This is a genomic window from Streptomyces sp. CA189 (genome assembly GCF_056428985.1).
Genome location: NZ_JBWJVM010000001.1, coordinates 204,881 through 228,610 on the forward strand (window position 1 = coordinate 204,881; position 23,730 = coordinate 228,610).

Sequence of the window (23,730 nt, forward strand, 5' to 3'; positions counted from 1 at the left end):
CCTCCCTGACTCCACCTGCTGCTGCGGGGCCACCACTCTCCCGGGCCGCGGCCGGCCTGTTTGCCGGTGCCGGACTCATAGCCGTCATCGCCTTGGCATTCATTCTTGACTCCGGTGGCAACGACCCGGACGAGCCCGCTTCGGCGACTCCGCACGTGTCGGCGGTACCTTCAGCACCGAGCAGCCCCTCGGCCGTCTCACCAACGACTGCGGCGACGCCGCAGGCCGATGACACGCCCACCCCACGCGTGGCCCCCAGCTACGGTGCCGGAGTGCCCCCTTGGGTGAAGCGCGTCCAGGACGTGAAGGCGGCCTACGTCCTGCCCGGCAATCCTGATGAAGACGACCCAGCCGACCGCAGGGACTCAGTTGTGATCGAGTACACCAGTGGCGACGCCGGTCAGCGCTGCACCGCGATGCGGGCATTGGCCGGGACCGAGCACGGTGTCATCGCTTACACCCCGACCGGGATGGCGGTGGACTCGAACGACTGCCTCAGCGTGGACCTCAGTCCCTGATCGGCCGCGGTTCCCTGGTCTCAGTTCTGGTCCCATTCACGTCCGTCCGGGCACGTCCGTGTGAGGTCGCACCGAACGCTGCGCCGCAGTTCAGGACAGGTGCGACACATTTTGTTAGAGGGTGGCCGTCTGCACGACGCTCCCGCTGTCACCACGGCCGAGGCGGCCAGCCGGAGTACACCACCGACAGTTCGCGTCCTGGCGGGGGTCTTGCAGGTCGCGCTGGCGAGTACGGGGGCGATGAATGACGGCGGCGTGATCGTGGTCGTCATCATGCAGGCCGGTGGCGGCCAGGACGAAGTGGTTGAGTGCCTCGGCAGCTGCGAGGGTGTTGAGTGTGATGACGCTGGGGGCTGGGACACCGGGGACGTAGCGGGCGGCGTCCCGTTCGGCTTTGGGGTGCATGTCGATCGCGAGCTGAGTGGAGTCGATGAGCCGGTTGCACCACAGGCAACCGTCGCCGGGGAGCATGATCCGGGTGGCGGTGTGGATCTGGCCGACGCAGCCAGCGGAATCGACGGGGATCTTGACGCCTACTTGGACGCCTGGGATGAGGAACTGCTGAACGGCGGCGTTGACCCAGTGGCGGGCGGATGCACTGTCGGCGGCGAGGAAGATCCAGTCGCAGAGCGCCAGCTCCTTGAGGGCCTCGGGGTGCTCCACGCGTGTGGCCTTGAGGATCAGACGAATGCGGGGATTGGCGCGCTGCGCGTTCCGGGCCGCGAGGTCGGTCTTGAGCCGGCCAATGTCCTCCTTTCCGGCAGCTACGAGGCGAGGCAGGTTGGTGGCCTCGATGGTGTCGTCGTCGACGAGGACGAGCGTGCCGACACCCAGGCGGGCAAGTTCTTCGACGAGGATGCTGCCGACACCGCCCAGGCCGACTACCGCAACTCGGAGCCGGTTCAGCGTCTCCTGCCCGACGTCGCCCAGGAGCCGGGCCTGCCGATCGTGGTCCGGCCCGGCGGGTGTGGCAGTGGCCGGACGGGGGCGAAGGCGCAGCAGATTGCCTCCCGGGATCACGGTCTCGGTCAAGGGTGTGCGGCTGCCGTCGGCAAGCCAGAGGTCCCCCGCAGCGGCGTGTGGGGTAAAGACGAGCCCGCCGACTGTCTGTCCGGTGATCTGCCGCAGGGCCGGATACCCACGCTCATGGCTCGCGGTGTCAACGGAGGAGAAGCGAACCCGATCCAGCCCCCCATGGGCATGGACCGCAAGGTAGGCCGCAGATTCGTCACGGGCACGGACTGCCGCATCCCGGACAAACGATGGGGCGAGAGCGCGATGGCCGTACTCGCCAGGGATGTAGTCGGTGTCATTGGTGGCCGTAATCAGGTCGTAGGCCAGCAGCCGCGGGCCTCGCGCCCCTTCGGCATGGCCAGCCAGCAGCACGGCCCCGCCGCCGGAGGGGAACAGATGCGCCGACAGTTCCGTCCAGAGGCGGTGGGGGACGGTCAGGCTCCATCCCCCGGCGGGCGGGTTCACTGGTCGGCGAGCCACCGGCGGATCCTTTCGGCCTTGAGTGCCGCGCTGTCGACGATCGCGTCTCGACGGTTGGAACGGCGGGAGATCTGCAGTGCGGGCTGGCCGCGCCAACCCGTCGACTGGACTGCCGGTCCATGGGACTGCCCGTCGGTACGCGAAAGCGGCCCAACGTAGTGGGGGTAGACGTCGGCGTCCGGGTAGGCGGCGCTGATCTGGAACCCGAGCCAGGTGACAGCCGGAGCGTAGGAGGGACCGACCGACACGTCCTCGACGGTGACGAACACACCGCCAGTGCCGTCCGGAACCACCTCGACCGGGTGACCGGTGAACTGGGCCCGGACGGCGTCGACGGCTTCGGTGATTGCCGAAGCGAGGGTGTTCACGAGTTGTCGTCCGGGGGCACGGCCAGGAACTCCTGGTTCGGGTGGACCCGGATCCGCTCGCCGTCGTCGATGACCTCGTAGCGCCCGTTCCCCCGCTTGACCGACAGCTGGAAGCCGATGTCGATCGGTAGGCCCTGGGCGATCGCTGCCTGCTTGATCTCCAGGCCAGTGAGCTCACGGCCGGGCAGGATCACGGGCTGATTGTTCACGGTGACCGTGACCTTGACGGGGCGGCGCTCGTCCTGGCCTGCCGTCGGCTCGATGTCGGTGTCCATCGCGTTCCTCGTTTCTGGTGTTTCGGTGCCGCCTAGTCAGAGGCGGGCACGCCTGCGTTTCGAGAATCTCGCATCGTTTGAGATGTCGAACACTCGTGATCACGCTAGCACGGGGGTGTTTGAGATGTCGAACACTGATAGAAAGGAGGCAACACCCCCAGACCAAGAGGAGGAGGGCGATGGCCAGGAACCGCGTGAACGTGGCCGCTCTGTACGCGGCCCTCGATGCCGCGCGGACCACGAGAGGACTCTCGTGGCGACAGTTGGCAGGAGAGGTGGGCGTCAGCCCTTCGACCATGACCCGGCTAGCCAATGGCCACCGACCGGACGTGGACGCCTTCGCCGCCCTCGTGCAGTGGCTCTGCCTGCCGGCCGAGAACTTCATGATCGACCCGAGTGCCGACACCGAGGGCAAGCCCACCGCCGAGCCGGAGCTGCTGGTGCAACTCGCCCCGCTCCTGCGCGCCCGCAGCGACCTGGGGGAAGAAGACGTGCGGTACCTGGAAGAGGTGATCGGAGCCGCAATGCGTCGGTTCGCCTCCGACCGCGACTCCCCTGTGGGGTGAGCATGGGATCTCGGTGGACCAAGAAGGCCCTCCAAGAACTGGCGCTCGATGAGCGTCGACGGATCGGAGTCGACCTCCACGACCCTCTAGACCTCACGCGCCTGACCGAGGAGTGGGGTGTCCGCGTGTACGGCCTGAGCGACCTCGCCGCTCACGGTTGCTCACCGGCGGCGCTGGAGTACTTCAGCTCCGCCGGCGCAGGAAAGTGGTCCGCTGCCCTTGTCCCGGCAGGGACAGGCTGCTTCATCCTCGTGAACTCCTCCCATACACCGCAGCGGCTCCGATCGAACATCGCGCACGAGATGGGACACCTCCTTCTTGAGCACGAGTTCAGTGGCGTTCTCGTCAGCGATGGCGGGTGCCGAAGCCTGGACCCGGCGATGAAGGTGAAGGAGCAGGAAGCACACGACTTCTCCGCGGAGCTCCTGATCCCCAAGTCCGCCGCGATCAAGGCCGCGTTCGACAACCTTGCCGATGCCGAAGTCGCTCAGCGCTTCGATGTCAGTATCGAGTTCGCGCGAATGCGCATGAACGCCTCAGGCGCCAGGACGATCGCGGCACGGTCCAGAGCCAAACGCCGGTAGGTGACCTTGCTCTGCAGTGCGAACGGGCCGCCTCAGTCTCAGTTCTGGTCTCATTCGCGTCCGTCCGGCCCCGTCCGGACGGGGCCGCCCCGAACGCTCCGCCGCAGGTCAGGACGCCTACGGCCCCCTCCGTACCCCCGTACGAACATTTGGAAAGTGTGTTGTGGGCAACCCCTCACGAGTTCGTATGGATACGCGGTACCAGGGGCGGCCATCCCACCCCGTGGCCGACCTGGCCCGCAGGCTCCGCATCGTGGCAAGCGGCTAGGGTCCAGTCCGTGAGCGAGAACGAGCATGAAGCGAAGATGGCCAACCCTCGCATGGCGGCCGGCGCTCTCTTCTTCGACGAAGGTGATCGAGTCCTCCTCGTCGAGCCGTCGTACAAGGACTATCGAGACATTCCCGGTGGATACGTCGAACAGGGCGAGTCGCCCCGACAGGCCTGTGTTCGCGAAGTCCAGGAGGAACTGGGCATCAAGCCCCACATCGGCCGCCTCCTCGTCGTCGACTGGGCGCCGAACCCGGGAGAGGGAGACAAGGTCCTCTACCTCTTCAACGGTGGCCGCCTCGACGCAGACCACCGCCAACAGATCGCACTGCAAGCGGACGAGCTCCGTGGCTATGACTTCCACCTCGCCGAACAGGTGCCACAGCTCACCATCCCTCGCCTCGCGCGCCGAATCGCCGCTGGCATCCAGGCCCGAACGAACGGCCTGACTGCCTACCTGGAACACGGGCAGTCGCCGGAAACAGAGACCTAACCACATCTGTGCTTCGGCGACCCCGTCGGCCAAGCATTTGCCATTCGGGGCCAGGAGGAAGGTCTTGACGACACCCTCGCCGCCAAGATCCGCGCCTCCCTCACCTACTACCGGCCCTTGCTGCCCGACGCCGGCTGTGGGGTGCGGCTGCACGACACCACGCTCTACACATCCTTGTTCCGCTATGACGACAACCTGCTGGTCAACCCACGTGTGTGGGGCCAGTCAGCCAGCGCAACCCCCCTGCTCCACCTCAAGAGGGCCGCCGACACAAGGGGGTTCGACAACCGCGCTCAAAGCCTCGAAGCCGTCTGGGCCGCCGCGCGGCCCTGGCATCCCGAACAGGAGGGGACCGCCGTACACGGGTACGCCTACCCGGGACCTGCTCCCGCCGATCACGATGTCGTGCAGCCACGAGCAGGCCGCGTTCCCCGGCACGATCAGCATCAGCGCGAAGACCCTGTGCGCGGTGGTCGACGACATCCGCGCTCCTCTTGCGCGCTCCGGCGTCACGAAACTGGTGATCACCAACGGCCGCGGCGGCAACTACATCCCGTTCAAACGTCGACGGCCCTACTGTCTCCGTCTTCCCACTTAGCGCCGACTGAGACCGAACTCGTGAGCACGCCAGCCTGGTCTCCGATCGCCATGCCGACATGCACGGCGGAGAGATCGAGACATCCGTCCTGCTCCACTCCGCCCCGGAGCTTGTTTGAGACCGCTTCGCCGCCGCAGAGCACGACAGCGGACCCCACTCCTTTCCTCCTGGTTCAGTGGGATGGGCGCGTACACGGAGTCCGGGGTGATCGACTACCCCTCGTATGCCACGGCAGAGAAGGGCAAGGCCGTCCTCGATCGTCTGGCAAGCAGCTTCGCGGCGCATCTCAGCGTCCTTGGCGGGGGCCGCTTGAGGCCACACGTCTCATCTCTGTGGCATCTCGGAGACCGGTGTCGGGAAGGGGCAGTCCGTCGGTCTCGGCCCAAACGGGAGTAAAGCTTCTATACCCTGCCTTGCCCGACACTGGACCAGGAGAGGTGCCAAGCAGTCTGGCGTGGTCCGGCTACACCCTGCTACACCCGACTAAATCGGGTATGGGCTGGTGCAGGCACCGGTAGGGTATGTGTGCCCGATGTGCTCACGCTGGCTGCCGACTGGAGGTTCCACAGTGGCTGAACCGTGGCTGTCCGCCGACGACATCGCCGCTCACCTAGGCATCACGAAGGACACTGTGTATGGGTGGATCGCCGAGAAGGGCATGCCGGCCCACAAGCTCGGCCGTCTCTGGAAGTTCCAGACCAGTGAGATCGATGAGTGGGTGCGCAGCGGCGGTGCCGCCGCATCGAGCGACCACACAGGACCGGGCTGACCTGACGGTTCGCCCACGGACACGAGGGTGCTGTCGGTGGGGCGTCGTATCCTGATCGACTTGCCTGATTCCCGAAAGGAGGTGCCCGTGGCGGAAGAGACCGCTCCTGCGTCGCGCTATGCGCTCTCGTTCACCAGCGGCGCCCTCCTCATGCGCGAAGCCGTCATCACCGCGCCGCTGTACCTGCGCGAGCACGACTGGTCGAAGGTGCGCGAGGTGATCGAGCAGGACAACCTGTTGCAAGCACGCACGGTCGCGTCTGCGCGACGCCTCGCCCGCGAAGCCACCCAGCGGGTCGCCGTGCTCACCGACGGCGAGATCGAGCTGCTCGTCGACGCGACGGCAACCGAGCGCGGACACCTGCTGTGGGCGGCTGCCTGCCGTCGCTATGACCTGATCGGTGACTTCGCCGAGGAGGTGGTGCGCGAGCGGTTCCTCCTGCTGACGTCGACGCTCACGTACGAGGACTTCGACAGCTTCGTTCGTGGCAAGGCTCTCTGGCATACCGAGCTGACTGAAGTCAAGGACTCGACGCTGCGCAAGCTGCGCTCGAACGTGTTCCGCATGCTCAAGGAGGCCGGCCTGCTCTCCGACGGCGGACACCTGGTCCAAACCGTGCTGTCGCAGCGGGTCGCCACTGCCTTGTACGCGCGAACCCCGAGCGAACTGCGGTTTTTCCCCACCAGCGATCGCGATACAGGGAGGGTGGAACGGTGACGCCGACCGGGCTGTCCCAGCAGGAAGAGCATCTGGTGCAGGTGCTCAGCGGCAAGCGGTTCCTCGAGATGGAGGGCCTGAGCAACGAGGTGCCGTTCTTCATCTACCCCTACGACCCCGAGGACGCCCTCTTGGTCGCGGGGGTCAAGAAGCGCGTCAAGAACCGACTGGCCCACAAGGGGATCGTGATTCGCGAGATCAATCTCTACGACCTGTCGGTGGAGATGCTCAAAGCGCGCGGAGTCTGGGACCGCCTGCTCGCCATCGAGCCCGAGCAGGAGAAGGACGACTTCCGCGAGCTGCTTCAGGGGATGCTCGACCCGCAGCTCCACATCGCGCCTGCGGTCCGCGCCAAGCTCGCCGAGGGCGACTTCGACATCTTCTTCCTCACCGGCATCGGTGAAGTCTTCCCGTACATCCGCTCGCACAACGTGCTCAACAACTTGCAAAGCGTCGTGGCGGGCAAGCCGATGCTCATGTTCTTCCCCGGCCGCTACGAGCAGTCCGACACGTTGGGGTCCTCGCTCGTGCTGTTCGGGCGACTCAAAGACGACCAGTACTACCGAGCCAAGAACATTTTGGAACAGGGGGCTTGACTCGATGCAGTTGAACGGGATCTTCGCCAAGGACGTCCAGCGTCCGATCGAGGGCGTCATCAAGGCCGACGACACCGCGCACCTGGGTACCGAGGTGGACGAGTACGTCGTGACCAACGAGGCCGCCAAGGGCCTCGAACTCTTGCTCGAGGCGTACACGAACTACACCAATGCGAACGGCGTATGGATCTCGGGCTTCTTCGGCTCCGGTAAGTCCCACTTGCTCAAGATGCTCGCCCACCTGCTCGGCGACGTAGACGGGCAGGAGTTCCCGCGCGAGCGTCTCTCGGAGAGCTTCCGGTCAAAGGCACAGGACGCGTTCCTCCCTGCCTTGCTGACCAAGGCCGACCGCATCACCGCCAAGAGCCTGCTGTTCAACATCGATCAGAAGGCCACGCTCATCACGAAGGACCAGGCCGACGCGCTGTTGAAGGTGTTCGTCAAGGTTTTCGATGAAAGCCGCGGCTACTACGGCAACCAGGGGCACGTGGCTCGATTCGAGCGGGACCTGGACAACCGCGGCCAGTACGGGGCGTTCAAGGCTGCGTACGCACGGATCGCGGGACGCGACTGGATGCATGGCCGCGAGGAGGGCGTGCTCGAAGAGGTCAATGTGGCCAAGGCGTACGCCGAAGTCAGCGGCCCGGCCGAGGGGACGCCGACCAACATCCTGACGAAGTACCGCAACGAGTACTCGGTGTCGATCGAGGACTTCGCCAAAGAGGTCAAGGCATGGCTCGACAAGCAGGACGAAGGCTTCCGGCTGAACTTCTTCGTGGACGAGGCCGGCCAGTTCATCGGGTCGAACACGCACCTGATGCTGAACCTCCAGACGATCGCCGAGTCTCTGAACACCAAGTGCCAGGGGCGCGCGTGGGTGTTCGTCACCTCTCAGGAGGACATGGACAAGGTCGTCGGCGACCGCACCAAGCAGCAGGGCAATGACTTCTCCAAGATTCAGGCGCGGTTCAGGACTCGGCTGAAACTCACCAGTGCCGACGTCGAGGAGGTCATCCGCAAGCGTCTTCTGGAGAAGAACGAGGCGGGCGAGTCCGCCCTGGCGAAGATCTATGCCGAGCAGCACGCGAATTTCAAGACGCTGTTCGACTTCGTTGACGGTGCGAAGACCTACCGCAACTACACTGACGAGGCGCATTTTTCCGGCACGTACCCGTTCGTCAGCTACCAGTTCCCGCTGTTCCAGGCGGCGATAGAGGGCATCTCGGACCACAACGTGTTCGAGGGCCGCAACAGCTCGGTCGGTGAGCGCTCCATGCTCGGCGTCGTGCAGCAGGTCGTCAAGGACGTCGGCGATGTCGAGGTCGGCAGACTCGCGACGTTCGACCACATGTTCGCGGGCATCCGCGCCTCGCTGAAATCCGCAGCGCAGCGCTCGATCGACGTCGCCGAGCGCAACCTCGACAACGAGCTTGCCGTGCGCCTGCTCAAGGCGCTGTTCCTGGTCAAGTACGTCGAGGGCTTCCACGCGACCCCGCGCAACCTGACCGTGCTGGTCTACGACCGGTTCGGGCTTGACCTGCCCGCGTTGTCCAAGCAGGTACAGGAGGCCTTGACTCTGCTGGAGACGCAGACGTACGTGCAGCGCAACGGCAACGTCTACGAGTACCTGACCAACGAAGAACAGGTCATCGAGGAAGAGATCAAGAACGTCGATATCGACCCCTCCGAGGTCAGCGGTCGCCTGTCCAAGATCCTCTCGGGTGATGTCATCCGTACCGGCAAGCTGAGGTACGCCAAGAACGGCCAGGACTTCGCGTTCGGCTACAAACTCGACGACCAGGTGCACGGGCAGCAGCGCGAGCTGACGGTGCACTTCATCACCCCCGAGTACCCGTTCAGCCCCGAAGAGACCCGGATGCACAGCGCCGGCAAAGACGAGCTGCGCGTCATCCTGGAACCCGACGAGCGCGCCCTGTCCGACCTGCGGCTGCTCATCAAGACCGAGAAGTACACCAAGCGCAAGCAGACGACCTCGCTCACGGCGATCGAGGAGCAGATCCTGCGCTCCAAGGCGGCGCAGAACGTCGAGCGCGAGAAGGAACTCGTCGTGCGCATCCGGCGGGCAGTCGGCAAGGCAGAACTCGTGATCAACGCCGCCGACGTGACCTCCGCATCGCAGGACGCCGTTACCCGTGTGACCGACGGGTTCCAAGACCTCGTCAGCCGGACCTACACCCAGCTCAGCCAGCTCGGCGGGGCGACCTACAGCGAGCAGCAGGTCGCCGCGTTCGCCAACCCCGACCCGTCGGCCATGTTCGATGATCAGTCGCTGTCAACGCTCGCCGCCCCGGGCGACGAGGTGTTGTCGTTCGTCATGCAACGCGACCGGCTCGGCGAGCAGGCGACCGTCAAGACGATCGTGGGTGCGTTCCAAGCAAAGCCCTACGGTTGGGACCTCGCCTCGATCGAGGTCGTCATCGCGTGGCTCGTCGGCACCTCGAAGCTCACGCTCATCGTCGATGGCAACGCCCTGAAGCGCACCGAGGTCGCGGTGGTGCTGCGCAACACGCAGAAGCACTCGCACGCGGTGGTGGCTCTCCAGAAGGTCTTCGACGAGCGCAAGGTCGCGACGCTCCGCAAGTTCTGCATCGACTTCTTCGACGAGGCGACCGCGCCGAAGGACGCGATGGAGCTGGCCCGGCACGGCAGCGACAAGCTCCGCGGCAAGCTCGACGAGCTGAAGGCGCGAGTGAACGGGTCGAAGTACCCGTTCGTGGAGCAGTTGGCCGCCCCGATCGCCCTGCTCGAAACGGTCGTCGGCAAGCCCGACGAGTGGTATCTGACCGAGTTCGGCCTGGGCGACGAGCTGCTCGAGGCCAAGGACTCCGTGATCGACCAGATCCAGTCGTTCCTCAACGGAGGCCAGCGCGCCATCTACGACGCGGCCGTCACCCTGCTCACGGCGAGCACGAACAACCTCGGCTACCTGCCCGCCGGCAGCGACGCCGAGGTGAAGCGGCTCCTCGAAGACCCTGACGCGTTCCGGGGCAACCGCATGATCCAGCTCAGGCAAGCCGCAGAGGCGCTCGGCAAGCAGGTCGACGAAGCGCTCGCGACCAACCGTGCCACGGTGATCGAGGCCATTGAGGGACGCAGGACCGAGGTGCTCGGCAGCACCTACTACGAGAACGCCACCGAGGACGCACAGCAGAGGGTCGTTCGCACGATCGACCAGATCATCGACCGGGTCAGCACCGAAAGGCAGATCGCGCTCATCCGCGAGCAGGGGAACAGCTTCGGAGAGAAGACCTACCCTGCGCTGCTCGATCAGCTCGTCTCTTCCGCCCGCCGCCCCACTGACGCCACCGACGATCTCGCGCCCGCGCCGGTCAAGCAGACCGTCTCGGTCAAGACCATCACGGTGCCGGGCGCTCACGGCGTGCTGGAGACCACCGAGGACGTCGACCGGTACCTCGAAGCGCTCCGTAGTGCCCTGCTGTCCACGCTCAACGACGGAAAGCGAATCGCACTCTGATGGAAACCGCTCCGCTCAAGTCCTTCGCAGCCTGGGCGCGCACCGCACTCATCCGTGAGGTGGCGGCTCGGATCGCGGTCGTGCTCGCCCCCGCATCGCCCGAGCGTGTCGAACAGCGCAGCGCCGTCGCGGCACTGGAGAAGGCCGTCAGTGCGACTGGCGGCGGTGACACGGGCCGCGCTGCCATAGCGGACAAGGTTGCCTACACCTGGTTCAACCGCATCATCGCGCTGCGGTTCATGGACGCCAACGGCTACACCGGCATCGGCGTCGTCTCATCCGAACGAGGCCGCGCGGGAGGCCAGCCGGAGATCCTCGCCGAAGCCAAGCGCGGGAACATCGACAGCACGGTCGTCACCAACAAGCGCACCGTCGAGACCGTGACGACCTTGCTCAACGGCATGCGCCGCAGCGACGACCCGCAGGGCGAGGCGTACTCGCTGCTGCTTGCGGAGTACTGCCGTCACTGGAACCGCTCCATGCCGTTCATGTTCGAGCGCGAGGGCGACTACACCGAGCTGCTCATCCCCGCGAACCTGCTCGCAGACGACTCCGTGCTGGCCCGCGTTGTCACCGTGCTCACCGAGGACGTCTGCCAAGACGTCGAGGTCATCGGCTGGCTGTACCAGTTCTACATCTCCGAGCGTAAGGACGAGGTCTTCGCCGGGTTCAAGAAGAACAAGAAGGCCGGCGCTGCCGAGATCCCCGCCGCCACCCAGCTCTTCACCCCGCACTGGATCGTCCGCTACCTCGTCGAGAACTCCCTCGGACGCCTCTGGCTGCTCAACCGGCCCACCTCGCGGCTCGCCGATCAGATGGGCTACTACATCGCCCCGGTCGACGAGGAAACCGACTACCGCCAGGTCTCCAGCCCCGAAGAGCTGAAGATCATCGACCCCGCCTGCGGCTCCGGCCACATGCTCACCTACGCGTTCGACCTGCTCTATGCCATATATGAGGAAGAGGGCTACGCGCCGTCCGACATCCCCGGGCTGATCCTCGCCAACAATCTCTACGGCACCGAGATCGACCCTCGCGCGGGAGCTTTGGCCGCGTTCGCCCTCACGATGAAGGCGCGCGCCTACAAGCGCACCTTCTTCAACAAACAGGTCGAGCCGAACATCTGTGTGCTCGAACCGATCTCGTTCACCCCGGACGAGCTGAGGGACACCTGTGTCACCCGCGGCGGAGACCGTGCGGCTGAGGAGGTGTTCTGGAACCAGTTCCGGCACGCTGACACCGTCGGATCGCTCATCCGCCCGCGCGAGGAACTGATCGAGCCGCTCAGGGAACACCTCGACGCGCAGGGGGCGGACGGCGGCGACATCTTCGGCGATGAGCTTCGGGAGCGCGCGCGCAAGGTCATTCGGCAGGCGGAGTACCTCTCCCCCCACTACCACGTCGTCGTCGCGAACCCGCCGTACATGGGTGCCGGGAACATGGATTCCCGCCTGAGCGAGTTCGTCAAGGCCGAGTTCCCCCGCTCGAAGTCCGACCTCTTCGCGGCTTTCATCGAGCGCAACCTTGCCTTGTCCGTCTCGAGCGGACGAGTGGCAATGATCACGATGCAGTCGTGGATGTTCCTGTCGTCGTTCGCGAAGCTCAGGAAGCAGATGGCCAACGGCCACCAGATTTCCTCGATGGCCCATCTGGGGACCAACGCGTTCGACAGCATCGGCGGGGAGGTCGTGTCCACCACGGCGTTCGTCATCACGGTCGACTCGCAGCGCGATCCCTTCCACGGGACTTACGTCCGGCTTGTCAAGGGTACGAAGGAATCCGAGAAGGAGAGCGAACTACGTCGGGTCGCGGCGGGGGAGGATCGGGGCATCCTGTACCGAGTCAGGAACTCGGACCTTGCCGCGTTGCCCGGCGCGGTGATCGCGTACTGGATGAGTCCTGTCCTGCTCCACGCGATGACCGGCAACGCACTGCTAGGCAGTGTCTCGGAGCCGCGCTGCGGCATGAACACCGGAGAGAACGCGCGCTTTGTCCGGAACTGGTGGGAGGTCGACTCCGGACGCAGTTTCCTCGACGCGCCGAGCACCGAAGTCGCTCATGGCTCCGGGAGGAAGTGGTTCCCGTACAACAAGGGAGGTTCGTACCGAAAGTGGTACGGGAACCAGCAGTCGGTCGTCGCCTTCGATTCCCACAGCTACGACATCTTGAGCAGGCAGGGGAATCACCTCCCGTCCCGGCAGTTCTACTTCCATCCGTCGGTGTCGTGGTCGAAGATCGCCGGCTCGTCGCCGTCGTTCCGGCACTTCCCCGAAGGATTCGTGTTCGACGGCGCCGGAATGTCCCTTTTTGCGGATTCGGAGCGGCAGCGGAGGCTCTTCCTGGGGTTCTTGAACTCCAGGGTTTCCCAGGCCGCCCTTGAGGCCATTGCACCGACCCTCAACTTCCAATCCGGCGATATCGCACGGCTTCCGCTTCCGCAGGAAGTCGATCAACCGGACGTCGACAGTGTTGTCTCCGGACTCGTTGAGGCTTCGCGTTGGGACTGGGACGCGCAGGAGATTTCCTGGAACTATCGCGTGAATCCCTTGGTGGCCGGGTCGGACCATGGGGAATCCGCGTTGGCGTCGGTGTTCGCACGCCACAGGGCGGTCGAGCTGGAGCTGGTCGATGCGCAGCGGGCGCTCGAAGAGCGCAACAACGAAACCTTCATTCGCGCGTTCGGGCTGGAAGGCGAACTCGATCCCCGGGTCGAGGAGAGCGAGGTGACGCTTCGGGTCAATCCGCTGTTCAGGTACGGGCCGGGCCGTTCGAACTACGAAGAGCTTCGCGTCCTGGATGCGGTCGTCGATCTCCTGTCGTATGCGGTCGGTTGCGTCTTCGGGCGCTACAGCATCGACGAGCCGGGGCTCATCCTCGCGAATCACGGCGACACGCTCGAGGACTACCTGGCGAAGGTGCCGAACCCGTCGTTCCTTCCCAGCAAGGACAACGTGATCCCGATCGTCGACGGCGATTGGTTCGAGGACGACATCGTCGCGAGGGTCCGCCAGTTCCTTCGGGCGGCGTTCGGCGAGCAGCACTTCGAGGAGAACCTGCGCTTCGTCACCGAGTCGCTCGGCGTCAAGGACTTGCGCGACTACTTCGTAAAGTCGTTCTACAAAGACCACGTTCAGCGGTACAAGAAGCGTCCGGTCTACTGGTTGTTCTCCAGTCCCAAGGGATCGTTCAACGCCCTGATCTACATGCACCGTTACTCGCCGTCCACGGCCTCGACCGTGCTGAACGAATACCTTCGCGAGTTCAAGGCGAAGCTGGAGGCCAGCCGCCAGCACCACGAGCGCCTCGCCGTAGGGATGGGCACGCCCCGGGAGAAGGCTGCCGCGCAGAAGGAGGTCGACCGCCTGCGCAAAGCATCGCTCGAACTTGACGAGTACGAGCACGACGTGCTGTACCCGCTGGCGACCCAGCAGGTGCAGATCGACCTCGATGACGGGGTGAAGACCAACTACCCGAAGTTCGGTGCCGCCTTGAAGAAGATCCCCGGACTTGAGGCAAGCGATGACTGAGACATCTGCCGTCCGCTCCCACTTGGAGCGTCGCTTCGAGACGCACCGGGTGGTGTTCTGGCACGACCCCGAGGGCGCGTACGCCGCTGACCTCGACTCAGTCGACTTGGACGGCGTCGAGATCGTGCGTGTCGCCAACGACGAGTACGCGGTCAAGAGCAGACTGCTGCACCTGGAGCCCGAGGCGAAGTTCCTCGTCTACCGCTCGGGCGCCGTGCCGGCGGGAATCGGCAACTGGCTGCTCGACCTGGAGCTGGCTTACGGGGTGTTCACCGCGGACCGCACCTCGCTGGTGCAGCAGGACCTGGGGCTCACTTCCGACGGCATTGGTGAGATCGTGCAGTCGCACGAGACCTTCTTCCAGGCGCCCCAGCGAGTGCAGAGCCTCAAGGCGCTGCTCAACGACGACGATGACATCCGGTTGCTGCAAGCCAAGATGTCGGTGGTACTGCTCGGCCAGCGAGAGCACAGCCTGCTGGAAATCACCCGCACCTTGCTCATCGAGAAGGCCAGCGGTACCAACGCGAAATACGGCGCGCTCGTCGAGTACGGCCTCGACCAGTTCTACTGGCAGGGAGTGGGGTCGATCTACGGGTACACGTCGCCGAGCCCGAGCCTCGACGACTTCGTGCTGTGGGTGTTCCGGATGGCCCTCGAGGGGTTCACGTCGGAACGACCCGGAGGGCTGCGGAACATCCAGATCGACTTCGCCAGTTTGCGCAATGACCGGCGGAGCGAAAAGGCGATGGCCACGCTTGCGAAGCAGGCAGCCGTAGACCTGGACTACTCGAGCACCATCCAGGACGCGAGCTTCGGAGACCTGCTGGGCAACGATCTGTTCGAGGAGGTCGACCAGAAGATCATCAGTGATCTCGCGCGCGCCGTAGCCGACCGCTCAGTCACGGCCCGCGAAGTCACTGAAGTCGTTCGCGGGCGCCAGAGCAGCTTTTGGATCGACAGGTATCACAGGCTGTACGCCGCGATCGGTAGCGCTTCTGACCTGCTGACCGCACTCAGCGGGCTCAGCCTGTCGATGCAGTCGTTCGATGAGGGCTTGGAGCGGTACCGGCGCGACTGGTTCCGTATCGACCAGTTCTACCGGCAGTTCACCTATGCGGCCCGCACCGCCGAGCACGCCGGCCCGCTGGAAGGGCTGCGGGCGCAGGTCGAGTCGTTCTACGCGAACAAGTTCCTGTACACCCTCGGCGCGGCGTGGCAGCAGCATGTCGATGGCGTCGACCGGTGGCATTCCGCCGTGCTCCGGCCGCAGACCTCGTTCTTCGCCGACCACGTCAGGCCCATCACGCGGGACGGCCGACGCAAGGCCGTCGTCATCATTTCTGACGCCCTGCGCTACGAGGTCGCCGACGAGCTGGGTTCGCGTATCCGGCAGGAGGACCGTTTCGACGCGACCCTTGATGCCGTTCTGGGTGTGTTGCCGAGCTACACCCAGCTCGGGATGGCCGCGCTCTTGCCGCACACCACGATCGGACATTCCGGCAAGGGCGATCTCGTCGATGTGGATGGCCAGCCGTCGGCAGGGACTGGCAACCGCAGCAAGATCCTCGCCAGCGTGCAGGGCACGGCGATCCCCGCTGAAGACCTGCTCGGCATGACCCGCGCTGAGATTCGCGAGCTCTACCGGCAGCACCAGGTGCTGTACGTCTACCACAACCGCATCGACGCGACCGGTGACAAGCAGGGCACCGAGCGGCAGGTCTTCGAGGCCGCAGAGAAGACGCTGGAGGAGCTTGTCGAGCTAGTCAAGCGCCTCGCAAGTGCCGACGCGACCAACATCCTCGTGACCGCCGATCACGGTTTCCTCTTCCAGGACTCCGCACTCGACGCCGCCGGCTACCTGTCGGTCGCCCCGCAGGGCGATGACATCGCCGTGCAGGCGCGCCGGTACGTGATGGGCACAGGGCTGAAAGCCGACCCGGCGTTCAAGACGTTCACCTCTGCGCAGCTCGGGCTCGACAGCACCTACGAAGTGCAGGTGCCGAAGTCGATCCACAGGCTGCGGCTCAAGGGCTCGGGCGCGAGGTTCGTCCACGGCGGCGCGACCCTCCAGGAGATCGTCGTACCCGTACTGACGATCAACAGGAAGCGCAGGAGCGACACCCGCTTGGTCAACGTGGAGATCTTGCCCGAGTCGGACAAGATCACGACCGGCCAGTTGGTGGTTAAGCTCTTCCAGACTGAGCCGGTGAGCGAGAAGGTCCAGCCGCGTACGGTGCGGGCGGGCCTCTACGTCGGCGAGGCCCTCATCTCGAACCAGGCATCGCTGGTGTTCGACCACGAGTCGACCGACAAGCGGGACCGCTACCAGAGTGCGGGCATGCTGCTCAGCCGGGACGCGAACGACTACAACAACCGGTCGGTCGAATTCCGCCTGGAGGAACTGATCCCCAACACCAATCAGTGGCGCGTCTACGCGAAGGCGATGTACACGCTGAAGCGCTCATTCGCCTCGGACTTCGACTTCTAAGGAGGGTGCAGCCGTGAGTGAGGTCAGCCAGGGGGCATCTGCCGGCCCGGACGCGCCAGTCGATGCCGCGCCGACGCAGAGCGAGCTGGACCGCAAGATCAACCGGTACTTCCCGGGAGCGGTCGTGCGCAAGGACTTGGTGAAGGCCGTCAAAGGCAACGCCATCGTGCCCTCCTACGTGCTGGAATACCTGCTTGGGCAGTACGCGGCATCCGATGACGAGGCCACCATCCAGGCGGGCATCGACACGGTGCGCAAGATCCTGGCTGACCACTACGTGCACCGGAACCAGTCCGAGCTGGTGAAGTCCACGATCCGCGAGCGCGGTCGGCACCGCGTCATCGACAAGGTCACGGCCACGCTCAACGAGAAGGACGACGTCTACCAGGCGGAGTTCGCCAACCTCGGCATCAAGGGCGTGCTCGTCGAGCCCGCCACGATCAAAACGCACCCGAAGCTCCTCGTCGGCGGAGTCTGGTGCATCTGCGACATCGAGTACTTCCACGCTGACGACCCGCGGGTCGTGCCGTGGATGCTCGGGTCGATCAAGCCCATCCAGCTGTCGAACTTCGACATCGAGGGCTACCTGGCGGCTCGGCGGGAGTTCACCACCGACGAATGGATCGACCTGCTCGTGCAGTCGGTCGGGTTCAATCCCGAGATGTTCGGGAGGAGGGCCAAGCTCATCCAGCTCGTACGGCTCATCCCGTTCGTGGAGCGCAACTACAACCTCATCGAGCTCGGCCCCAAGGGCACGGGAAAGTCGCACATCTTCTCGGAGTTCTCGCCCCACGGCATGCTCATCTCCGGTGGCGAGGTCACCGTGCCGAAGCTGTTCGTGAACAACGCCAACGGGCGCATCGGCCTGGTCGGCTACTGGGATGTGGTCGCGTTCGATGAGTTCGCCGGCAAGAAGAAGCGTACCGACAGAGCGCTTGTCGACATCATGAAGAACTACATGGCGAACAAGTCGTTCTCGCGGGGAGTGGAAACGCTCGGTGCCGAGGCGTCGATGGTGTTCGTCGGCAACACCTCCCACACCGTGCCGTACATGCTCAAGCACTCAGACCTGTTCGACGAGCTACCCGAGAGCTACCACGACTCCGCCTACCTCGACCGACTTCACCACTGCATTCCGGGGTGGGAGGTCGACACCATCCGCGGGGAGATGTTCTCGGAAGGCTACGGGTTCGTCGTCGACTACATCGCCGAAGTGCTCAAGTCGATGCGTTCCCAGGACTACTCGGACCGCTACCAGAAGCACTTCTCGCTCTCGTCGGACATCTCGACGCGTGACCGCGACGGTATCCACAAGACGTTCTCCGGGCTGATGAAGATCCTCTACCCGCACGGGGAGGCGGCGCCCGAGGAGATCGAGGAGATCCTTCGGTTCGCGATCGAGGGGCGCAAGCGCGTCAAGGACCAGATCCTGCGGATCGACACGACGATGGCCGACGTCAAGTTCGGGTACCGGGACAAGAGCGGGTCCTGGCACCCGGTCTCGACCCTGGAGGAGGACGAATACCCGGCGTACTACCACCGTGAGCGCCGAGGAGGTTTCGAGCCTGCTCACAGGGCGGTCGGACCGGCGGCGGGCGCCGGCCGCGATGGGGCGCCGGATGAGCCCGCGCAGGTCAGGGTGGCTCCGCTGTTCGAGGGGCACCGTGAGTTCCAGGAGAACCAGCGCGGCGTCTCGTTCGGCACACTGCTTGCGCCGTACCTGCGCGGAGCCGGGCAGATCACGATCATCGACCCCTACATCCGCCAGTTCCACCAGGCCCGCAACCTCATGGAACTCATCGAGGAGATCGCCGCGGCCAAGGACGCCGCCGACGAGGTCAACGTCAAGCTCATCACCTCGGAGAACACCGGGGACGAGGACAAGGTGCGCAAGCAGCTCGAGTTCCTGCTCAAGGTCAAGCAGGGCGCGGCAGCCGGCGGCATCAACCTGGACGTCTCGTTCGGCAACACGATCCACGACCGCTCGATCGTCACCGACACCGGCTGGAAGATCCTGCTCGGCCGCGGCCTCGACATCTTCCAGTACGTCACCGGTGACGCGTTCGACCTCGCTACCAGGCTCCAGGAGTACCGCCAGGTCAAGGCGTTCGGCGTGACCTACATCCGCGAGGGCAAGTGATTGAGGTGTAGCTGCTTGGCCAGGGCTGTACCTCTGCGAGCCCAGCCTGCGAGCGGGTCGCACACCGCACCGTGGAGGTAGGGAGAGGGGCCCAGCCTCAAGCGGTTCGGCGCCCCTCGGGTCAAGGCATGGCGGGCGCCCTGGCCGCCGTGCACACCGTGTCCTGCACTGTTACCAATAAGGGTCGCTCGGCTGATGTGCTGATTGGACGAAGCCGCAGTCGACGCCGGCGTTCTGGTGGTGACCATGCAGCCCATGGGGACCCTCATGGTGACGCCTCCGGCTTGATAGTCGAAGGTGGCCACGGGCGTTGAGCCGATGGAGCTCCCAGTGGGTGAGCGGTGCGTGAGCGGACGGGGCGGCACAGGGGGGATTGGGTGGCATGCGGGGGCCGGGCCGTACCTTTCTGACCTGGGGAAACAGGATTTGGTGGCACGGCGGCAGTAAGCGGGATGATCTTGTGGGGCCTCGTGATGCGTAGGTCTCGGATTCGAACTACGAAGTCGGTTCGAACTACGAAGTCGGATCGAACCGGGGCCGCTACAGCGCAGGGCAAGGCTCGGGCCCCTTGGCGTCAGGCGTCCTCTCGTTCATCATGCTGAGCCAGCTGGACTCGTAGCTGCTAGGCCTCGGCCTCGGCTCTGCGGAGCTGGCGCTCCAAGGCAACACAGGATGGCTGCGCCTGACATTCCGGCTGCGGTTGCGAGTCGCCCGGAACGAGCCAGCCAACACCCTGGTATCCAACGATCCTTCGCGCGTGTGGGCAGGTGTGGCACAGCTGCTCGGGGCGCGGCCTCGGCCAGCCGGCTGCCAGTATGCGGCGCGTGTGCTCGCATTGGCGTTCTGGTGGTTGAAGCGCAGGGTCTGACGCCCACAGCCGCTCGTGTTCTTCGGTCATCTCCCTCACCCTGGTGGTGTCACCCAGGCGAGGCCCGTCATCGGGCTTCCAGTCGAGGGCTGGTGCTACGACCTCTTCGACGTGTCCGCAGTCCAGCGTGACCCTCCAGAACGCCGACGTGTGCGAATCGTCATGGCGGATCACGGCCCAACTTCGACTTCGGCCCACTCGGGGGCCTCCACAGGGTCCGCAGGGAAGGCGATCTCTCGACGGTCTCGCCATCCGACGATTGTGCGATAGGGAGCGTGACCAAAGCCGTCGTGCCAGCAATACAGCTGTCCCGTCGGCAAGACTTCGCCGTCGCCCAGTCCACGCCATTGCCTCTCGCTCGGCGGGGTCTGGTCGCCCGCCGCCAAGAGCTCGGTGATGCATGCGCAATCGAGCTGAACGCGCCATCGGTAGTACCGGTCCGGGTCCGGTGCAAAGAAGGGCCAGAGCACTGGATGGATCCGCCTACGCCGCTCAGCGTTGAGCTTCTCGTACTCGCGCAGGACATCCGTGCGTCGCCTCGCCCGGCCCGGAAGTCGGCGCGGCACAGCGGGTGGGCGCGCGGCCTCGGCGAGGTCGGTCATGCTCAGATCCTCTCGCCCAGCAACGCGATGCGGCTGACGCTAAGGGCTCTGAGATCGGACTGCACAGGAAACGTCGAGACCCCTCGCCCGAACGGAGGAGGGGCTGTCGCCAACCGCTGTGTTCGGGCCCCTGCCGGTTAAGGGCGGACAGCGTGTGATCGCGAGCCAGTGGACGTCGGTTGCTGGGAGCCAGCTGGGAGCCGGTCTGCTCCCCGAGGCCCCTTGAGACTGCCCCAGACCATCCAAGGGCAAGGCGCTGACCAGGGGAAACGTCGTTCATGCTGGTGGGGATCTTGGGTGGACCTCATTCGGGACGAAGAGGTCGTGGGTTCAAATCCCGCCACCCCGACTTCGTAAGACCAGGTCAAGGGCCTGATCCGCATCGCGGGTCAGGCCCTTCCTGCGTCTCTGGAGACCGTTCTCCGCGCACCCGCCCCGTCGGTTTCGGGTGTGCTCGCCGAACCCGAGGTCCGTACCCGTGTCTTCCCCTCCTGCCCCCATATCCGCGCGGCTGACCGGTCTTCGCCGGCCCGGGCGGCCGCCGTGGCTGTCGCCGAAGGTGCTGCGGACCGAGGTGCTCGGCGGCCTGGTGGTCGCGCTGGCGCTGGTTCCCGAGGCGATCTCCTTCTCGGTCATCGCCGGGGTGGATCCGGCGATCGGGCTGTTCTCCTCGTTCACCATGGCCGCGGTGATCTCGGTCGTCGGCGGGCGGCCCGCGATGATCTCCGCCGCGACGGGGGCCGTGGCGCTCGTGATCGCGCCGCTCAATCGTGAGCACGGACTGGGTTATCTGATCGCCGCGGTGATCCTCGCCGGGGTCTTCCAGATCGTGCTCGGGGCGCTCGGGGTGGCGAAGCTGATCCGGTTCGTACCGCGGTCGGTGATGGTCGGCTTCGTCAACTCCCTCGCCATCCTCGTCTTCATGGCCCAGGTCCCCGAGATGCGGAACGTGCCGTGGGCCGTCTACCCGCTGCTCGCCGGCGGGCTCGGGCTGATGGTGTTCTTCCCGAAGGTCACCAGGGCGGTCCCGGCTCCGCTGGTGTCCATCGTCATCCTCACCGCCATCACGGTCGCCGCGGGGATCGCGGTGCCGACCGTCGGGGACAAGGGGGCGCTGCCGTCCTCGCTGCCGGTTCCCGGCCTGCCGGACGTGCCGTTCACCCTGGACACGCTGACGCTCATCGCCCCGTACGCGCTGGCCATGGCGGTGGTCGGGCTGATGGAGTCGCTGATGACGGCGAAGCTGGTCGACGAGATCACCGACACGCGGTCGAGCAAGACGCGGGAGTCCGTGGGCCAGGGCGTCGCCAACATCGTCACCGGGTTCTTCGGCGGCATGGGCGGCTGCGCCATGATCGGCCAGACGATGATCAACGTGAAGGTCTCGGGCGCCCGGACCCGGCTGTCGACCTTCCTCGCGGGCGCCTTCCTGATGGTGCTGTGCATCGCCTTCGGGCCGGTGGTCTCCCGGATTCCGATGGCGGCGCTCGTCGCCGTCATGGTGATGGTCTGCTTCGCGACCTTCGACTGGCACTCCGTCGCCCCGAAGACGCTGAGGCGGATGCCGGCCGGTGAGATCACCGTCATGGTGATCACCGTCGTGTGCGTGGTCGCCACCCACAACCTCGCCGTCGGCGTCGTCGCCGGGTCGGTCACCGCGATGGTCGTCTTCGCCAAGCGGGTGGCGCACCTGGCGGACGTCACGTCCGTCCTCGATCCGGACGGCGGGCAGGTCGTCTACTGCGTGACCGGCGAGCTGTTCTTCGCCTCCTCCAACGACCTGGTCGACCGGTTCGACTACGCCGGCGACCCCGGCAAGGTGGTCATCGACCTCTCCGCCGCCCACATCTGGGACGCCTCCTCCGTGGCCGCCCTCGACGCGATCGAGCACCGGTACGCCCAGCGCGGCAAGACCGTGGAGATCACCGGACTGAACCGGCCCAGCGCCCACCTGCACGGAAAGCTCAGCGGAGAACTCACCGGCGGGAGCTGATCCGGGCCCCGGGGCGACCACAGGCCACAGGCCACAGGCCACTGTGTGACCCACGTCACATTCTGTTCCTGTCAGGAATCGGGCCGCTGTCCCGCTCAAGTCACCGAGAGCCCAGCGAACCGACAGGAGCATCACATGAAGCACCGCATCGTCGTCCTCGGCGCCGGATACGCCGGGACCTACGTGGCCGGCAACCTGGCCCGCCGGCTGTCCCCGGCCGACACCGAGATCACCGTCGTCAACGCCGTGCCGGACTTCGTCGAGCGGCTGCGGCTGCACCAGGTCGCCGCCGGCCAGGAGATCGAAACCCAGAAGCTCGCCGACATCTTCGCGGGCACGGCGATACGGCTGCGCGTGGCCCGGGTCACCGGCGTCGACCCCGAGCGCCAGGTCGTCGCCGTGGCCGACGCCGACGGCGGCGCCGACGAGCTCGGCTACGACACTCTGCTCTACGCCCTCGGCAGCCACGGTGACGACCGCGGTGTCCCCGGAGTGGCCGAGCACGCCTTCGACGTCGCCACCCGGCCCTCGGCGCTGCGCCTGCGCGAGCGGCTGGACAGCCTGCGGGAAGGGGGGAACGTGGTGGTCGTCGGAGACGGGCTGACCGGGATCGAGGCCGCCACCGAGATCGCCGAATCCCGGCCCGGCCTGTCGGTGGCACTGGTCGCCCGCGGCGAGCTCGGCGCCCCGCTCTCCGCCGGAGCCCGCGGCCACCTGCGCCGGGCCTGCGACCGGCTGGGCATCACCGTCCTGGAGCACACGAGCGTCGAAGCCGTCGAGGCGGCGCGGGTGCGGTGCGCCGACGGCACCGTCCTGGCGTCCGACGCGACCGCGTGGACGGCCGGGTTCGCGGTCAACCCCATCGCGGCGGCCGCCGGGCTGGACGTCACCGAGAACGGCCGGATCCTCGTCGACCGCACCATGCGCTCGCTCTCGCACCCGAACGTCTACGCCGCCGGCGACAGCGTCTTCACGATCGGCGAGAACGGCCTCCCGCTGCCGATGTCCTGCGCCTCGGCCGGCTTCACCGGCATGCAGGCCATGAAGGCCATCGTGGGAGCCCTGACCGGCAGCAAGATCGGACACGTCAAGCTGGACTACCCGGGCAACCACATCAGCCTCGGGCGGCAGGACGGGATCCTGCAACTGGTCGACGGCCAAGCGCAGGCGAAGCCGAAGTACATGGGCGGCCGCAAGGCCGCGCGGATCAAGTCGGGGATCCTCAGGATGTCGCTGTGGACCAACTCCCACCCGACCTTCGGACTGCCCACGCGCAAGCGCCACTTGGCCGCCGCCGCGTCCGGTGCGGCCACCGAGAACGCGGTCCCGGACGCGCCGGCCGCCCCCGCCGAGAAGGCGGTCGCGTAGCC

Annotated in this window: 18 protein-coding genes and 1 pseudogene; 15 read left to right on the forward strand and 4 right to left on the reverse strand. The window is 65.9% G+C overall.

Going from position 1 to position 23,730, the window contains the following annotated elements:
* Window positions 1-272 precede the first annotated feature (272 nt).
* Complete coding sequence (locus AC061S_RS01010) at window positions 273-518, forward strand: hypothetical protein (RefSeq protein ID WP_478683859.1); 246 nt, start codon at window positions 273-275, stop codon at window positions 516-518.
* Window positions 519-632: 114 nt separating this feature from the next.
* Here AC061S_RS01010 and AC061S_RS01015 read toward each other — a convergent pair whose 3' ends face one another.
* From AC061S_RS01015 to AC061S_RS01025, 3 genes are read right to left on the reverse strand one after another with little or no spacing between them, the layout of a single operon-like run.
* Window positions 633-2,012 carry a ThiF family adenylyltransferase gene (locus AC061S_RS01015; RefSeq protein WP_478683860.1) on the reverse strand — a complete coding sequence of 460 codons (1,380 nt, stop codon included), beginning with the start codon at window positions 2,010-2,012 and terminating at the stop codon, window positions 633-635.
* Window positions 1,994-2,380: a hypothetical protein gene (locus tag AC061S_RS01020; protein WP_478683861.1), complete on the reverse strand. Its 387-nt coding sequence runs from the start codon at window positions 2,378-2,380 to the stop codon at window positions 1,994-1,996. Before AC061S_RS01020 ends, AC061S_RS01015 begins: the two co-directional genes overlap by 19 nt.
* Complete coding sequence (locus AC061S_RS01025; protein WP_478683862.1) at window positions 2,377-2,655, reverse strand: multiubiquitin domain-containing protein; 279 nt, start codon at window positions 2,653-2,655, stop codon at window positions 2,377-2,379. Before AC061S_RS01025 ends, AC061S_RS01020 begins: the two co-directional genes overlap by 4 nt.
* A 179-nt stretch (window positions 2,656-2,834) precedes the next feature.
* On the opposite strand from AC061S_RS01025, the gene AC061S_RS01030 reads away from it, so the two are divergent.
* The 12 genes and pseudogenes from AC061S_RS01030 (at window position 2,835) to brxL (ending at window position 18,897) form a co-directional block, all read left to right on the forward strand.
* Window positions 2,835-3,221 carry a helix-turn-helix domain-containing protein gene (locus tag AC061S_RS01030; RefSeq protein ID WP_478683863.1) on the forward strand — a complete coding sequence of 129 codons (387 nt, stop codon included), beginning with the start codon at window positions 2,835-2,837 and terminating at the stop codon, window positions 3,219-3,221.
* Window positions 3,222-3,346: 125 nt separating this feature from the next.
* Window positions 3,347-3,805, forward strand: coding sequence for an ImmA/IrrE family metallo-endopeptidase (locus AC061S_RS01035; RefSeq protein ID WP_478683864.1), 459 nt, complete (start codon window positions 3,347-3,349; stop codon window positions 3,803-3,805).
* Window positions 3,806-4,083: 278 nt separating this feature from the next.
* Entirely contained in the window at window positions 4,084-4,566 is a 483-nt protein-coding gene (locus AC061S_RS01040; RefSeq protein WP_478683865.1) for an NUDIX domain-containing protein, read from the forward strand.
* Window positions 4,567-4,572: 6 nt separating this feature from the next.
* Window positions 4,573-4,932: pseudogene (locus AC061S_RS01045) on the forward strand (XRE family transcriptional regulator); the annotation flags it as partial.
* Window positions 4,933-4,960: 28 nt separating this feature from the next.
* Window positions 4,961-5,164, forward strand: coding sequence for a creatininase family protein (locus AC061S_RS01050; protein WP_478684082.1), 204 nt, complete (start codon window positions 4,961-4,963; stop codon window positions 5,162-5,164).
* 568 nt (window positions 5,165-5,732) lie between these two features.
* Entirely contained in the window at window positions 5,733-5,933 is a 201-nt protein-coding gene (locus AC061S_RS01055) for a helix-turn-helix domain-containing protein (RefSeq protein ID WP_478683866.1), read from the forward strand.
* An 87-nt stretch (window positions 5,934-6,020) separates the two neighbouring features.
* Window positions 6,021-6,650 (forward strand): DUF1819 family protein, encoded by a 630-nt coding sequence (locus AC061S_RS01060; protein WP_478683867.1) that lies wholly within the window; start codon window positions 6,021-6,023, stop codon window positions 6,648-6,650.
* Window positions 6,647-7,246, forward strand: a complete 600-nt coding sequence (locus tag AC061S_RS01065; protein ID WP_478683868.1) for a DUF1788 domain-containing protein — start codon at window positions 6,647-6,649, stop codon at window positions 7,244-7,246. Before AC061S_RS01060 ends, AC061S_RS01065 begins: the two co-directional genes overlap by 4 nt.
* Window positions 7,247-7,250: 4 nt before the next feature.
* Window positions 7,251-10,742 carry a BREX system P-loop protein BrxC gene (gene brxC, locus AC061S_RS01070; protein ID WP_478683869.1) on the forward strand — a complete coding sequence of 1,164 codons (3,492 nt, stop codon included), beginning with the start codon at window positions 7,251-7,253 and terminating at the stop codon, window positions 10,740-10,742.
* Window positions 10,742-14,269, forward strand: coding sequence for a BREX-1 system adenine-specific DNA-methyltransferase PglX (pglX, locus tag AC061S_RS01075; RefSeq protein ID WP_478683870.1), 3,528 nt, complete (start codon window positions 10,742-10,744; stop codon window positions 14,267-14,269). Before brxC ends, pglX begins: the two co-directional genes overlap by 1 nt.
* On the forward strand, window positions 14,262-16,757 hold the full coding sequence (gene pglZ, locus AC061S_RS01080) for a BREX-1 system phosphatase PglZ type A (RefSeq protein WP_478683871.1): 2,496 nt from the start codon (window positions 14,262-14,264) through the stop codon (window positions 16,755-16,757). Before pglX ends, pglZ begins: the two co-directional genes overlap by 8 nt.
* Window positions 16,758-16,770: 13 nt before the next feature.
* Window positions 16,771-18,897 (forward strand): BREX system Lon protease-like protein BrxL, encoded by a 2,127-nt coding sequence (gene brxL, locus AC061S_RS01085; protein ID WP_478683872.1) that lies wholly within the window; start codon window positions 16,771-16,773, stop codon window positions 18,895-18,897.
* A gap of 1,038 nt (window positions 18,898-19,935) precedes the next feature.
* Here the strand turns inward: brxL and AC061S_RS01090 are convergent.
* The gene (locus AC061S_RS01090) at window positions 19,936-20,367 is read right to left on the reverse strand and encodes a hypothetical protein (RefSeq protein ID WP_478683873.1); all 432 of its coding nucleotides are present in this window, start codon (window positions 20,365-20,367) and stop codon (window positions 19,936-19,938) included.
* A 478-nt stretch (window positions 20,368-20,845) separates the two neighbouring features.
* Here AC061S_RS01090 and AC061S_RS01095 point away from each other — a divergent pair, with 478 nt between their 5' ends.
* Both AC061S_RS01095 and AC061S_RS01100 read left to right on the forward strand, forming a co-directional pair.
* Window positions 20,846-22,360, forward strand: coding sequence for a SulP family inorganic anion transporter (locus AC061S_RS01095; protein ID WP_478683874.1), 1,515 nt, complete (start codon window positions 20,846-20,848; stop codon window positions 22,358-22,360).
* A 135-nt stretch (window positions 22,361-22,495) separates the two neighbouring features.
* Entirely contained in the window at window positions 22,496-23,728 is a 1,233-nt protein-coding gene (locus tag AC061S_RS01100; RefSeq protein ID WP_478683875.1) for an NAD(P)/FAD-dependent oxidoreductase, read from the forward strand.
* The last annotated feature ends 2 nt before the right edge of the window (window positions 23,729-23,730 follow it).

What these genes read in the sequence shown, in the direction of transcription:
- AC061S_RS01025 (WP_478683862.1), bottom strand. Translation starts at nt 2,655, where the DNA reads ATGGACACCGACATCGAGCCGACGGCAGGCCAGGACGAGCGCCGCCCC.
- AC061S_RS01030 (WP_478683863.1), top strand. Translation starts at nt 2,835, where the DNA reads ATGGCCAGGAACCGCGTGAACGTGGCCGCTCTGTACGCGGCCCTCGAT.
- brxC (WP_478683869.1), top strand. Translation starts at nt 7,251, where the DNA reads ATGCAGTTGAACGGGATCTTCGCCAAGGACGTCCAGCGTCCGATCGAG.
- pglX (WP_478683870.1), top strand. Translation starts at nt 10,742, where the DNA reads ATGGAAACCGCTCCGCTCAAGTCCTTCGCAGCCTGGGCGCGCACCGCA.
- pglZ (WP_478683871.1), top strand. Translation starts at nt 14,262, where the DNA reads ATGACTGAGACATCTGCCGTCCGCTCCCACTTGGAGCGTCGCTTCGAG.
- AC061S_RS01090 (WP_478683873.1), bottom strand. Translation starts at nt 20,367, where the DNA reads ATGACCGACCTCGCCGAGGCCGCGCGCCCACCCGCTGTGCCGCGCCGA.
- AC061S_RS01100 (WP_478683875.1), top strand. Translation starts at nt 22,496, where the DNA reads ATGAAGCACCGCATCGTCGTCCTCGGCGCCGGATACGCCGGGACCTAC.